This window comes from Solibacillus sp. FSL R5-0449 (genome assembly GCF_037975215.1).
Lineage (GTDB): Bacteria > Bacillota > Bacilli > Bacillales_A > Planococcaceae > Solibacillus.
On sequence record NZ_CP150239.1, the window covers coordinates 1301867 to 1315864 of the forward strand.

Annotated in this window: 12 protein-coding genes and 1 other RNA gene; 10 read left to right on the top strand and 3 right to left on the bottom strand. The window is 39.2% G+C overall.

The annotated features are described in order from the left end of the window. Positions 1-70 precede the first annotated feature (70 nt). The 5 genes from gpsB to MKY27_RS06335 all read left to right on the top strand — a co-directional run bounded on the left by gpsB (position 71) and on the right by MKY27_RS06335 (position 5992). Positions 71-370: a cell division regulator GpsB gene (gpsB, locus tag MKY27_RS06315; protein WP_079528712.1), complete on the top strand. Its 300-nt coding sequence runs from the start codon at positions 71-73 to the stop codon at positions 368-370. 63 nt (positions 371-433) lie between these two features. Then, an RNA gene (rnpB, locus tag MKY27_RS06320) (RNase P RNA component class B) lies at positions 434-816 on the top strand. A 193-nt stretch (positions 817-1009) separates the two neighbouring features. After that, positions 1010-2758: an EAL domain-containing protein gene (locus MKY27_RS06325; protein WP_339198669.1), complete on the top strand. Its 1749-nt coding sequence runs from the start codon at positions 1010-1012 to the stop codon at positions 2756-2758. A gap of 4 nt (positions 2759-2762) precedes the next feature. Next, positions 2763-3902 (top strand): class I SAM-dependent RNA methyltransferase, encoded by a 1140-nt coding sequence (locus MKY27_RS06330; protein ID WP_339175920.1) that lies wholly within the window; start codon positions 2763-2765, stop codon positions 3900-3902. A 188-nt stretch (positions 3903-4090) separates the two neighbouring features. Continuing rightward, complete coding sequence (locus tag MKY27_RS06335; RefSeq protein WP_339198671.1) at positions 4091-5992, top strand: ATP-dependent DNA helicase; 1902 nt, start codon at positions 4091-4093, stop codon at positions 5990-5992. A gap of 293 nt (positions 5993-6285) precedes the next feature. On the opposite strand, the gene MKY27_RS06340 is transcribed toward MKY27_RS06335, so the two are convergent. Both MKY27_RS06340 and MKY27_RS06345 read right to left on the bottom strand, forming a co-directional pair. Next, positions 6286-6738, bottom strand: a complete 453-nt coding sequence (locus tag MKY27_RS06340) for a chemotaxis protein CheX (protein WP_339198673.1) — start codon at positions 6736-6738, stop codon at positions 6286-6288. A gap of 396 nt (positions 6739-7134) precedes the next feature. Further along, entirely contained in the window at positions 7135-8124 is a 990-nt protein-coding gene (locus tag MKY27_RS06345) for a S66 peptidase family protein (protein ID WP_339198675.1), read from the bottom strand. A 151-nt stretch (positions 8125-8275) separates the two neighbouring features. On the opposite strand from MKY27_RS06345, the gene glsA reads away from it, so the two are divergent. Beyond that, positions 8276-9196, top strand: a complete 921-nt coding sequence (glsA, locus tag MKY27_RS06350; protein WP_339198677.1) for a glutaminase A — start codon at positions 8276-8278, stop codon at positions 9194-9196. Positions 9197-9248: 52 nt separating this feature from the next. Here glsA and abc-f read toward each other — a convergent pair whose 3' ends face one another. After that, positions 9249-10709 (bottom strand): ABC-F type ribosomal protection protein, encoded by a 1461-nt coding sequence (gene abc-f, locus MKY27_RS06355; RefSeq protein WP_339198679.1) that lies wholly within the window; start codon positions 10707-10709, stop codon positions 9249-9251. A 393-nt stretch (positions 10710-11102) separates the two neighbouring features. On the opposite strand from abc-f, the gene MKY27_RS06360 reads away from it, so the two are divergent. From MKY27_RS06360 to MKY27_RS06375, 4 genes are all read left to right on the top strand, one after another. Next, positions 11103-11837 carry a DUF2087 domain-containing protein gene (locus tag MKY27_RS06360; protein ID WP_339198681.1) on the top strand — a complete coding sequence of 245 codons (735 nt, stop codon included), beginning with the start codon at positions 11103-11105 and terminating at the stop codon, positions 11835-11837. A gap of 13 nt (positions 11838-11850) precedes the next feature. Further along, positions 11851-12198, top strand: coding sequence for a DUF6176 family protein (locus MKY27_RS06365; protein ID WP_339198683.1), 348 nt, complete (start codon positions 11851-11853; stop codon positions 12196-12198). A gap of 226 nt (positions 12199-12424) precedes the next feature. After that, a complete protein-coding gene (locus MKY27_RS06370) occupies positions 12425-13465 on the top strand; it encodes a YeeE/YedE family protein (RefSeq protein ID WP_339199647.1) in 1041 nt (346 codons plus the stop codon). Between the two features lie 13 nt (positions 13466-13478). After that, a complete protein-coding gene (locus tag MKY27_RS06375) occupies positions 13479-13703 on the top strand; it encodes a sulfurtransferase TusA family protein (protein WP_008404823.1) in 225 nt (74 codons plus the stop codon). Positions 13704-13998: the final 295 nt, after the last annotated feature.

Consider the following 13998-nt stretch of genomic DNA (forward strand, 5'->3'; position numbering starts at 1 on the left):
TAGTCGTCCCATTTGTCAGACCTATGCTATAATAAACCAAAGAAGTAGCGTGATGGGAGGACGAGGAATAATGGATATTAAATTAACAGCTGACCATATATTGGAAAAAGAATTCAAGAAGAGCATGAAAGGTTATAACATTGACGAAGTAGATCAGTTTTTGGATCTGATTCGTGAAGATTATGACACATTTACTGCAAAAATCGCTTCCCTGGAAGAAGAGAATGAGCGCTTAAAGCAAGAGCTGGCAAACTCAAGCCGCAAATCGGCGGTTGCTCCTGCTCCAACAGCAAATAGTACAAACTTCGATATTTTAAAGCGACTTTCAAACTTGGAGAAGCATGTTTTTGGGAGTAAGCTTTACGAATAGTTAAACTATTCATGGGAATATTGTTTTTTTTCTATTATTGCAGTATACTTTATTCATACATCAATATTCGAGTAATCGCTGCGACTTTTAGGTCGTAGAGGAAAGTCCATGCTCACACGGTGCTGCGATGCCCGTAGTGTTCGTGCTTACTGAAAAAATAAGGTAAGGCAAGAGAATTTCTCTTGACGGCGGAAGGAACTCCTAAGTCTTTTAGATATGGACGAAACTTCCTGAAAGTGCCACAGTGACGGAGCTTATAGTGAAAACTATGAGGTGGAACGAGGTAAACCCCATGAGTGAGAAACCCAAATTATGGTAGGGGCACTCTCCTGAAGGAATTGAACGGATGGAGGGACGGTCAGCTTGGCCGTAGATAGATGATTACTACCTAATCGTACGAGGCGCAAGCTGCTTGAGTACTTAGGAACAAAACATGGCTTATTGATTATTGATGCTTTTTTTGAACATATAAAAGGGCTCTCCATTCTTTTGTGGAGAGCCTTTCTTAGTAGGGAAAATTATAATAACTATAAAATAAAGGTTCATATCGGGGAATAAGGGAACAAAATCAATAAAACAGCACCTGCTTCTCTCGGAGTGAATATATAAAAACTGTTCTTTATATAAGGGTGATATGTCTTGAGCGAATTGAAGTCTAATAAATCCAACTTGCAAGAACTGGCATTGTCTCAGTTTCCAAAAGAATTAATCGAAAGAGTTTTTGAAAATATTGCGGAAGGTATTATGATTACCGACTCGAATAGAAGAATTTTATCGATTAATGTTGCTTTTGAATTTGTAACAGGCTTTAAATTGGAAGAGGTACAAGGAAAAAAACCGTCTATTTTGCAGTCTGGCGTACATGACAGAGCGTTTTATATTGATATGTGGAAACAAATCGGTAAAACAGGCATGTGGCAAGGTGAAATTTGGAATAGGCGCAAGACGGGTGAATTATACCCTGAATGGCTGACAATACTGGCTATTAAAGATGAAGCAGGTAAGATTACAAATTACTGTGGCATTTTTACGGATTTGTCGGAACGAAAAATCGTGGAAGATGAACTTGAAAAAAGGGCGCTCCATGATTCATTAACAGAAGTGTGCAATCGTTTCGCCTATATCGAACGAATGAATGCACTGCTGGAAATGACCGAGAATAAGGTAATGCCGATCCAGCATGCCGTTCTTTTTATGGATTTAGACCGCTTCAAGCAAGTGAATGATTTGCTTGGCCATGCCATTGGTGATCAGTTACTGGTTGAAGTATCCAAACGTGTCAAAACTTTGGTAAGAAACAAGGATATTTTAGCGCGCTTTGGCGGGGATGAATTTGTCATTACATTAGCAAATATTCAACATCCAAGAGAAGCCGCAAAATTCGCTGAGCATGTGCTCCGTGTATTCGAAGCGCCGATTAAAGTTCATGATCAGGATGTCTATATATCAACGAGTATGGGGATCAGTATTTATCCTGCGGACGGTACGACAACAGAACAGCTTTTGAATCGTGCCGATCGTGCTATGTCATTTTCGAAAGAGAATGGACGTAATTGCTACTCATTTTACTTTGATGAGTTGGAAACGGATTCGAATCGAGTGCTGACACTGGACAGCGAGCTCCGTAAAGCGATTGAAAACAAAGAATTTACGCTTGCTTACCAGCCGAAAATTAGTACAGAGAACAGCGATCTTGTCGGAATTGAAGCATTAGTACGTTGGAACAGTGAGAAACTAGGCTTTGTGTCACCAGCTGAATTTATCGAACATGCCGAAGAGTCGGGTTTAATTATCCCACTCAGCGAGATGATTTTCGAGCTTGCATGTGAGGGTTACCATCAGCTTGTTTCTGCCGGTTACCCGAAAGTACCGATTGCCGTAAATGTTTCAAGCATTCACTTCCAGCAGCAAAGCTTCTTAGAATCGGTTCAAAGAATTTTAGAGCGGAATAATGCCTCTGCTCAAAATTTTGAAATCGAAGTAACGGAACGGACAGTAATGAACAGCGCGCAGGAAACAGTGAGTAAACTTGTTAAACTAAAGCAATTAGGATTTAAGCTATCGATTGATGATTTCGGGACCGGGTATTCTTCATTAAGTTACTTAGTGCGATTCCCGCTCGATGTGCTGAAAATTGACCGCAGCTTCATTCAGCATATTTGTTCGCTTGATGATAAGCAGGCAATTGTCGATGCGATTATACAAATGGCGCATCGTCTGCAAATGAAAGTAGTAGCTGAGGGCGTGGAAACAGGCCAGCAAGTCGATTTACTTAAATCGATGGGCTGTGATTATATTCAAGGGTATTACTACAGTAAACCTTTGCCTATGGAAGAATTAATCGACTTCATCCAATTTTGGGAAGTTGAGCATCAAGGAAGGATTTAAACGCATGACAAAATTTAATTTAGTTGCAACAGCTGCGATGGGCCTAGAGGCAATTGTAGCAGAAGAAGTACGTGATCTAGGATATGAAACACGTGTCGATAACGGGAAAGTATATTTTGAAGGCGATGAAATGGCGATTGCCCGCACGAATCTATGGTTGCGTGTAGCGGATCGTGTGAAAATCGTCGTTGCCCAATTCCCGGCAAGAACATTTGACCAGTTATTTGAAGGGGTAAAAGCAGTTCAATGGGAAAAATACTTACCGGTGGACGCCAATTTCCCTGTCGCAGGTAAATCAGTCAAATCAACATTATTCAGTGTACCGGATTGTCAGGCTATCACAAAAAAAGCAATTGTTGAACGAATGAAACTGGCTTACAAACGTTTAGGTTTTTTAGATGAGTCCGGTCCGACATTTAAGATCGAAATTTCCATTTTAAAAGATATGGCTACATTAACGATCGATACATCGGGTGTTGGCTTGCATAAACGCGGATACCGTACGACACAAGGTGAAGCGCCATTAAAAGAAACACTTGCAGCAGCATTGGTGAAAATTTCAAAATGGTCGCCAAGCCGTCCGTTCGTAGATCCATTCTGTGGTTCGGGAACGATTGCATTGGAAGCGGCAATGATCGGCCAAAATATCGCACCTGGCTATAACCGTGAATTTATTTCGGAATCATGGCCATGGATGAAGCAGGATATTTGGGATAAAGCGCGTGATGAGGCAGATTCATTAGCGAATTATGATCAGGAATTAACGATTATCGGTTCGGATATCGATCATAAAATGGTGGCAATTGCGCAAGAAAATGCACTTGAAGCAGGCTTTGGCGATTTATTGACATTCAAGCAAATGCAGGCGACAGATTTCACAACGAAACTGACAGACGGAGTTATTGTTACAAACCCGCCATATGGTGAACGTATCGGTGAAGTGGAAGAAATCGAGAAAATGCTGCGCCAGTTTGGTCAAGTAATGCAAAATTATCCAACGTGGTCAGTGTACATGCTGTCATCAATGGAAGATCTTGAAGTGCATTACGGTAAAAAAGCGACGAAAAAGCGTAAGTTATTCAACGGGTTCATCCGCACAGATTTGTACCAATATTGGGGTCAAAAATCTAAGCGCGAAAATTAATAATGAAGAGCGTGTCCGTGAAGACATTCCGGAGAACGCTCTTTTTGTTACATATTATTAGTCTTTTTTTAGTAACTCATTGTATAATGATGAGTACGGAATTTTTTAAATAAAATTGTAAATTGTTAGTATTTGCGGAAGGGATTGTAAATAATTCCTTCCGCCTTATATTGAGGGGGAACATCCATTTGAGAAAATCTTTACCTTTTGAATTATCGAGAGAGAAAACTTTCTTCGACTCTTTAGGAGATTGGTTAGGCGATGTCCTGTATGACGAATTGCCTGAACGAGGATTTGAATGCCGTGACGAACAAATTTTCATGGCTTACCAAATAGAGCAAGCATTAAAAGAAAAGAACGTGTTATTTGCGGAAGCTGGTGTAGGGACAGGGAAAACGATTGCCTACTTATTACCGGCTGTGTCCTATGCACGTTATACAGGAAAACCGGCACTTATTGCCTGTGCAGATGAAACGTTAATCGACCAGCTCGTAAAAGAGGGCGGCGATATTCATAAACTTCGTGATGTATTAGGACTGGATATTGATGTCCGTCTTGCAAAATCACGTGACCAATATTTATGTTTAAAGCGCTTTGAAGAAGCGGAAAAAACGGAAACAGAAGAGTGGATTGATGATATTGCCTTTTCAATTCCGGATGGGGTATATGCACAGGGCAGTATGATTTCCATACAGCCATACGGTGAACGCTCGGATTACCCGTTAGTAACGGATGAAGACTGGGAAAAAGTAAACTACAATTCAATCATGCAATGTGCGGTTTGTGATTTACGTAATCGTTGCGGCCAAACATTGCATCGTGCACATTACCGTAAATCGACGGATCTGATCATTTGTTCGCAAGATTTTTTAATGGAACATTTGGCGACAAAGGAATCACGCGAGCGTGAAGGGCAGTTACCGCTATTACCGGAAGTTTCGATGATGGTGCTTGATGAAGGCCATTTACTGGAATATGCAGCCCAAAAAGCATTAACATACAAAGTTCAGGCATATACGATTGTAGAGTTACTGGAACGATTAATGGTAGACGGTGTCCGTGAGCGTACATTATATGCAATGGAACATTTACAAGATCACCATGAACTTTTCTTTGATCAATTGCGTGAAGATGTCGTTCAATCAGAAGAAGACCGTAAACGTATTGTGAAATCAGAGCGACTGATCCAATTAGGCGAGCGTGTAATTGCATATGTCGATCAGCTGCTGGAAGAATTCGTTTTCGAATCGGAACTGTATATGATTCCGGAATATGAACTGAATATGGCGGAAGAATTTTTAGAGCATTATGTTGCGGCAATGCGTATTTTTGTTGCACAAGGCGATGCTGTTGACTGGCTGGAAGATACAGACGGGGAAGAGACGCTTGTCATTATGCCACGCCTCATTACCGATGTTCTTTCCGAAACATTATTCTCGAAAAAAATGCCGATCGTGTTCTCATCGGCTACACTATCGGTAAATAAGGATTTCAGCTATATCGCATCAAGCTTAGGCATTGAACAATACCAGAGTTTCAGTGTACCATCACCGTTTGATTACGAAGAAGTAATGAAAATCTATTTACATGACCTTTCGCAATCTGAAAAAACTGCAAAAGTAGAGCAGCTTTTGAAAGATGAGAAGCAAACATTGATTTTATTTAAGTCAAAACAGGCAATGAATCACTTTAAATCAAATGTAGGTTTAATGGAACGTTTAAATATTGCATTCGAAGGCGACCGGGAGCTTTCGGCAATTGTCCGTGAATTCCAAAACGGTGAAGTAAAAACGTTATGTTCGTATCATTTATGGGAAGGCTTGGATTTACCGGAAGAAGCGTTAACGCGCGTCATTATTTTCGATTTGCCATTCCCACCGCATGATCCGTTGTTTGATGCAAAGCGTTCATTTGCGCAAAATCCATTTGAAGAAGTGGAATTACCATTCATGCAGCTTCGTCTTCAGCAAGGAATGGGCCGCTTAATTCGTACATCGAATGACCATGGTGACATTCATATTTTATTAAATAACGAAGAAACAAGCGTGAAATCACACTTCACAGATATTTTAGCAGTAGAACCACAATAATGGTTAACCCCGTTCGAGAGGATCGAGCGGGGTTTTTAGTTAGATTGATTTGAAAAGTTCGCGGATTTTCTAATAAGTAACAATGATGTTCTAATAAAATGAAAAAGCGTCTAATAAAAAGCTGATTTTCTAATAAGCAAATCATATCTTCTAATATGAAGTTGAGAAGTTCAAATATAGTAGTGAATAATTCTAATAATTTATAGAGTTGTTCTAATATCCGTAAATATCTTCAAATAAAAAACCTTTCATTGAAATGGTCAATAAAAGGCAATCATAATTTATTCGTCTTCTTAAGTATCGATTGTATAGAGTATCACTAAATCCCCGATACCTTCTAACGTAGCTGGTATTTTGAATGCTTGCTTAAAGCCGTATAATTTCGTATGTCCAACCATTACGGTAGGTGGCGTAATATCAAGCTCCAAATCATGTTGGACCGTGTATGTACATAAATTACCAGCAATCATATTCCCAAGTTCACCTGTGAAAGATTCAAGCATAGCCCCTTCTAAAGGCATTCCGAACATCGCAGAACCGATTGCACTGAAACTTTCCGGTGTACCATCAATGATAATGCGGCCTTTAAAATCACCAACTAACCCGATAAGCACGCCCATTTCATGTTGTTCATACGGTTCATTAATGAGGGAAGGAGATTTCACATCTATGTTCATAGGCAAAATAGTTTTCAGTGAATTAATTGTCCCGTTTAAAATAGTTTGAATATGCGTCGAATTACTCATTATTTATTTCTCCTTCCTAGACTTTTAATTCATATTAACATGTTACTTTGGTATATGTATAGAAGAAAATTCAAAGTAACGATATTGACAGAAAATTTCAAAGCATTTATAATGAAAATGATAATTATTATCAGTATATAAGGCGGTGTTTGAAATGTTGTATGCTTTGGTAGGGGCAACAGTGATCGTTTATGTGGCAATTGGAAACTATGTGTTAAAAAATACAGCGAATTAATCTATAAAATAATGAAAACTATTCATCGCATTGTCCCATCGGCAATGCGATTTTTTATTTAGAGTAGATGTATATTTCTGAAATGAATGAAAGGTATATAGTAAAGGCTATTGCTTGAAGTGTTCAATAGCCTTTTGAATGTCGAAAAGCTTTCTTAATAGCTAAAGCCAATGTTCGATACACGTAATGGATTGGTTGATTGTATCCAGACGGATTTTTTTCCCGATAGCCAAAGGGAACATCGGGTGGGTATGGGCACAATCGACATCGGCGAGAATAGGAATTGTTTTTCCGTCAAGCTGTTCCAATAATAGATCAAGTGGCTGCTTGCCTGTCCCTTCATCATCAAAGAGCTCGTGTTTTCCAAGAATAATCCCGCCAACTCTATCGAAAATGCCGTGCAGTTTCAACATTGCAAAGTTCTTTTCTACAGTTGCCGCACTCTTTAACGAATCCTCAATCAGTAAAATATCACCTGAATTAATAACAGGGAAATAAGGTGTCCCGATAAAGCCGTACATTGTATTATTATTGCCGCCTATTAAACGCCCTTCTACAACACTTTCATGAATACCGATCCATTTATTTGAATAGAGTGCTTTCGGCTTTTCAAAATCGAGCCAGTTAATCATTTCATCTGACCAGACATGTGGCATAGGAACGGAGTACGGAATGCTCGGCTGACAGAAATAGTGTTCGAAATAATTATATGTTTCATGGACTAGCGGCTCAAATTCACCGAACGAGGGGATGAGTGCCGGCCCGTAATATGTAGGTATATTTGTTTTGGCAAAAAGAGCCAATAAAATTGCAGTAGTATCCGAGTAGCCGACCACAATTTTCGGGTTATTTCGAAACGCTTCGTAATCGATATAGGGGAGCAGGCTATTCGAATTTGTCCCGCCGATCGACGACATGATCATTTTAATCGATGGATCTCTTAGTAGCTGATTGAATTCTTCTGCACGTTCTTTTGGCGTTCCTGACCGATAGCCATCCTGTTTTCCTGTAAGTTTGCCCTCGATAATCTGAAATCCTTTTCCCTCCAGAAACTCTTTTCCACGATTGTAGCGTGGCTTTGCGGTAGCTGTTGCCGGTGCAGAAGAGGAGAAAATGCCGATCTTATCGCCACGTTGCAATGGTTGAAACATATTATCACCTGTCTTTGCAAATTTATAGTTTTGGCTATATGTTAAAATTATACAATATATTCAAGCGAAAAAAAGGAAATAGTAAATGGAGAGTAGGGTACATGATTGAAAAATGAGGAGGTGAAGAGCTAGTTACGGTAACTAGTGTCGAATGAGTAAATTACAAAAAATTTATGAACAGGCAAAGCAAATGACAGCAGGGGGTAAGGTCGCCTCGTATATACCAGCGCTTGCTGCAGCAAATAGTGATTTATTTGCGGTAAGTTTACTGAGCGCAGAACAGGAAATTGAATTAGGTGATTGTACAGAAACGTTTACCCTTCAAAGTGTCGTGAAAGTCATCAGTTTTATGGTTGCTGCCAATCATCACGGTATCGAGGAAATCATGAATTATGTTGATGTTGAGCCGACAGGGGATTCATTTAACTCCATTGTACGGTTGGAAGGCCATAATAATAAGCCATTCAATCCGATGATCAACGCAGGGGCGATAACGATTGCTTCGTTACTACCGGGTGAGACTATGTATGAAAAAGTGAAATCGGTTACGACTTATTTGGAAAAAATGATTGGAAAGAAAGTGCATATTAATAATGAAATCTATTTTTCGGAATACCAGTCAGCTGACTATAACCGGGCAATCGCCTATATATTACAGGCAAACGGTTTCCTGAAATCTGATGTAGAGGAAGCTCTTCAAGTCTATTTACAGCTTTGCTCGATTTCAGTAGACGTGTCGGATTTAGCAAAAATGGCCTATTATTTTGCGACTAATGGAAAAGACAGTGAAGCTTGCTGCAATAAAGAGGTGATTAATATTGCAAAAGCTTTAATGCTCACATGCGGAATGTACAATGCATCCGGAAAATTTGCCGCATTTGTAGGGTTGCCGGCAAAAAGCGGTGTATCCGGTGCTATCATTGCCGTTGTACGTAATGGGGAAATTGAACAACTGCAAGGCCCGATTGGAATCGGCATTTACGGACCAGCAATTGATCAAGTCGGCAATAGTGTAGCAGGCATCGATTTTTTGATGCACCTGTCAAAGGAATATGATTTGTTTTGTTTATAATAGGAAAAAGGAACATTCCCTCAAAAAAATGTAGGAATGTTCCTTTTTAAGTTTAACGATAAGGAAGAAGCTCAATAACTTTCGTTGCCGTGTTTTTTACGAATGTTGCGTCATGCTCCACAAATAACAAAGTTGGTTTAAATTGAGCGATCATTTTTTCGATCTGTTGCTGGTTAAAAACATCCAAATAGTTCAGCGGTTCATCCCAAATATAAAATTCTGCTTCGAGTCCGAGCGATTTTGAAAATTCGACTTTCTTTTGCTGACCCATGCTCATCTTTTCGATTGGTACTTGAAAAACATCACGGTTAAATCCGAAAATACGCAAATTATTTAAAAACAATGTGTAGTCGATTTGCTGCTCAAAGGCAAAGTCTTTTAACATCCCTCGATTATCCTCATAATTTTGGCGGATAACACTTGTGCTCAACCCCTGTGGCATGATCATTTCGCCGTCGACAGTACCAGGGAATGTACCCTGTAAATATTGAACAAGTGATGTTTTACCGCTTCCGTTCGGTCCGACAATGGCAACTTGCTCCCCTTGAAAAATTTCAAATGAAATGGGTTGGAACAGCGGTTGATCATTGTAGCTCAACGTAAGGTTTTTCACGCGAAGTACAGGGTTCCGATGTTTAAAATGACAGTTAATCGTCAAATCGCTTATTGTTTCAATATTTTTCAGCAGCTTCGTTTTATCCTCAATTTTTTCCTGTGTGCGTTTTTCGATTGCTTTTGCACGTTTATTCATACGCTTTGCAATGGCATTTCCGAACGGATCATTACCTGAAGGCTTTTCACGCTGCGCGGCCCAGTTAGACTTTTCGCGAGCCGTTTTTTGCAGTCGGTTGATTTCAGAGTTTAATGAGCGATTTTGTTCGAGTTCAAATTCGTCCTGCAGCTTCTTCTGCTGTTCATAGATTGAAAAATTTCCTTTGTACAGGCTAAGCTGGCTTTTTTCAATCGCCAAAATATGTGTAACCACTTCATCGATAAATTGTCGGTCATGACTGACGACGATAAAGCCTTTTTTCTTTTTCAAATAGTTCGCAACGATGGATCGGCCTTTCATATCGAGGTGATTCGTCGGTTCGTCGAGAAGCAGAAAACGGTTATCCTCACAGAAGACAGCAGCAAGCATTACTTTTGTTTGTTCGCCGCCTGACAATTGCTCAAAGGGCATCCATAACAACGATGGATCGAGCGACAAAAGCTGGCATTCCCGTTCGAGCTTCCATAGCTCAACTGACAGAACTTCATCGATCATATAATACGCACTTATTTTTGGATCGCGAATGGTAAGGGGGAAGTAATGAAATTCTTCATCACTCGTTACTGTTCCGCTGTACGGTAATTTGTTCTGCAGCAAATGGAGCAAAGTCGTTTTTCCGCGACCATTCCGGCCTATCAGACCAAGCTTCCAAGTATTATCGATCGTTATGTTAATGTTTTTAAATAATGGTTCTTCAAGTAAGTCATAGCTAAACGATACATTTTTCATTTCTATTGGCATATATGTATACCTCCAAATTTTAAATTGAAAGTATACGCATTCACACTGAATATATTAAATAAAAAATCCTTCTGAAAAAGTCAGAAGGATTAGTAATCATACGTAAATAAGCCTTTAAGTTCGCTAAAGGAATATAAATGGGCAGACTAATCCTATTTTATGTGAAAATGCGTATACATTTTTACGTGTAAAATAGAATTATTTAATCATCAGCCATTCATCTTCCCTTCCTGTAAATTATTAGTAGTATGCCATAGAATTTTTTAGAATTCAACCCTCTTCATAAGGGAGCTATAAACTTCAAAAAACCGAAATAGAAGGAAAATATTTTGAAGTAAACAAAAATTAAAAATGTTTACAAATAATATAACGTATATTATAAATGTTATAGAGGTGATATATTTGGAAATTCAAAATATTTCAACGGAAGTGCTTGTGAAGGGTTATGAGATGAAAGAGGAATGTTATGAATGTTTGTTTTGTGAACAGTCCTACCGTTCAGATGAAGTCTTTCCATATGACAATCGGTTTCTGACAGCGGAAGGCATGATGAAAATACATATGGAGCTCGCACATACATCACCATTTCACGCATTGCTTGCTTTAGATAAAAAAATAAGCGGGCTGTCAGATGTTCAAATTGAAATGATGCAGCATTTTTTCGAAGGGAAAACCGATCAGGAAATAGTGAATGCCAGCAATTTATCGAGTGTATCGACAGTTCGTCAGCACCGCTTTAAACTGCGCGAAAAGGAAAAACAGGCGAAAATTTTTGTTGCCCTCATGCAGCTAATGAAGAATCCTGATCAATATCAAATTCATAAAGGGGCGAGACAGGTGGACGAACGTTATAGTACAGAAGAGAAAGAACGGGAAAAAGTACTGACTACCTATTTTAAAAACGGGTTGGACGCGGGAATTGAAACGATTCCAAGTAAAGAAAAGAAAAAGCTCATTATCCTGCAGCATATTTTAAAGCGTTTTGATAAAGAAAAGCACTACCATGAAAAAGAAGTAAATGAAATTTTAAAGACTGTCCACGAAGATTTTGTCTCACTGCGACGTCATCTCATCGAGTACGGGTTTATGGAGCGCAGTGACGATGGTTCCGAGTACTGGGTGAAATAATAGGGGGATTTCAATGAAGGTAGAGCTGACACGATATCGGGTAAAAAAAGGTAAAACGTCTAAAGTAAAAGAATGGATGGATTTTTTAAATCATCATATGGAAGATGTGCTCATCACTCTTGAAGGTGAGAAAATGTATGTGGAAACAATTTTTCATGAACATTTGAACGGGGAAGAATATTTATACTGGTATTCTGTGCAAGGAAGCGGTGGGGTGGATGTAGAAGATTCCACACATTGGATTGATAAAAAGCATCTTGAATACTGGGATGAATGCATCGATGAAAGCTTTGGTTCCATTGATTTGAAAACAGAAGTCGTAATGATTCCTGAAAAAGTCCGGGCTAGTATGAACGACTAAATGGTTGATTAACAATACTGGAAAAATGATTTTATAGAAAAATGATTTTATTTTGTGGGTTTTTAATAAAATACATTGATTTTCGTCCTTTAAACGAGAAAACCAACTAAAATTATACGATTATCTTAATCTCAAACAAAACACTTGTATTATGGCAGTAAAATATTATATTATATCCCTATAGATAAACTTGGTTTTAAAAATAGGAGGAATTATTTTGTTGCAAATGGCAATTACGGGTATCCTATGTGGTGCTCTTTTAGGTTTTGTGATGCAACGTGGACGTTTCTGTTTAACAGGCGGTTTCCGTGACATGTACATCGCAAAAGATAATCGTATGTTTTATGCTTTACTAGTAGCCATTGCAGTTCAAGCGGTAGGGGTATTCCTACTAATTGAGGCAGGGGCGTTTGAATATACAGCAGGTCAGTTCCCATTATGGGCAACAATTGCTGGTGCATTTATTTTCGGTATTGGGATCATTTTTGCTGGGGGCTGTGCAACAGGTACTTGGTATCGTGCAGGTGAAGGCTTAATCGGAAGCTGGATCGCATTAGCATTTTACATGTTGATGGCAGCAATCATGAAATCAGGTCCATTAGCGCAATTCACAGTTGATGCACGTACTCCGGTAGTCGGTACGGATTCAATTGCCGATACATTTGGCATTAATGTCTGGTTTTTAGTCATTCCATTTGTGGCATTGGTGGCGTTCATTGTTTACCGTGAATTACGCAAACCACGTGTGAAAATTCCAGGCTTGAAACCTAAGAAAACAGGCTTGGCACATATTTTATTCGAAAAACGCTGGAACCCTTATGTGACAGCAACTTTAATCGGTTTAATCGCAACATTGGCTTGGCCGTTAAGTGCGGCATCTGGACGAATTTTCGGTTTAGGGATTACAACACCTTCAGCAAACATTCTTCAGTTTTTAGTAACTGGGGATTTAGATATCATCAACTGGGGCGTATTCCTTGTAATGGGTATTTTATTCGGTTCATACTTCGCTGCTAAAATGAGCGGTGAATTCCGATTACGTACACCAGATACAAAAACAGTTGTACGTAGCTCTGCCGGTGGTATTTTAATGGGGTTCGGCGCAAGTCTTGCAGGCGGCTGTTCAATCGGGAACGGTCTTGTAATGACATCTATGATGACTTGGTCAGGATGGGTTGCTTTACTATTCATGATTTTGGGTACTTGGACAGCATCGTATTTCGTATTCGTGCGTCCATCAAAAAAACGTGCAGTAGCGCGTGCTTAAGGAGAGAATTTACATGAAAAAAACATTAGAAGTATTAGGTATGGTTTGTCCGTTTCCGTTAATCGAAGCAAAAGAAGCGATTAAAGAGTTAAACACAGGCGATGAGCTGGAAGTACAGTTCGATTGTACTCAAGGTACAGAATCAATTCCACGCTGGGCAGCTGAAGACGGCCATGAAGTAACAAACTACGAACAATTAGGCGAAGCTTCTTGGACAATCACTATTAAGAAAAAATAATTTTTGAATTTAAGGCAGCATCTCGATTATGAGGTGCTGTTTTTTATTTGGATGATTGTGCATATTACCCGACACTAGGGTTAGGGAAAGGCATTTTGAGTGCGCTTTTAAGGCAACGTCAAGATTGAAAGCCATTTTATTAGAACAATTGCAGGAGTTATTAGAACAATTCAGTGGGATATTAGAAGATTCTACGTCGATATTAGAAGAAAGTGAACCGACCGCTGCTTTTGCCTGGAAATTTATATACCTAGTGCTTGGTTTGGAGTTTTATTAGAACAATTCAGCAGTTTAT

Bases quoted from the DNA above. Each gene is read 5' to 3' on its own strand.
- gpsB (WP_079528712.1), top strand. From the start codon at position 71: ATGGATATTAAATTAACAGCTGACCATATATTGGAAAAAGAATTCAAG.
- MKY27_RS06330 (WP_339175920.1), top strand. From the start codon at position 2,763: ATGACAAAATTTAATTTAGTTGCAACAGCTGCGATGGGCCTAGAGGCA.
- MKY27_RS06340 (WP_339198673.1), bottom strand. From the start codon at position 6,738: ATGAGTAATTCGACGCATATTCAAACTATTTTAAACGGGACAATTAAT.
- MKY27_RS06345 (WP_339198675.1), bottom strand. From the start codon at position 8,124: ATGTTTCAACCATTGCAACGTGGCGATAAGATCGGCATTTTCTCCTCT.
- glsA (WP_339198677.1), top strand. From the start codon at position 8,276: ATGAGTAAATTACAAAAAATTTATGAACAGGCAAAGCAAATGACAGCA.
- abc-f (WP_339198679.1), bottom strand. From the start codon at position 10,709: ATGCCAATAGAAATGAAAAATGTATCGTTTAGCTATGACTTACTTGAA.
- MKY27_RS06365 (WP_339198683.1), top strand. From the start codon at position 11,851: ATGAAGGTAGAGCTGACACGATATCGGGTAAAAAAAGGTAAAACGTCT.
- MKY27_RS06370 (WP_339199647.1), top strand. From the start codon at position 12,425: ATGGCAATTACGGGTATCCTATGTGGTGCTCTTTTAGGTTTTGTGATG.
- MKY27_RS06375 (WP_008404823.1), top strand. From the start codon at position 13,479: ATGAAAAAAACATTAGAAGTATTAGGTATGGTTTGTCCGTTTCCGTTA.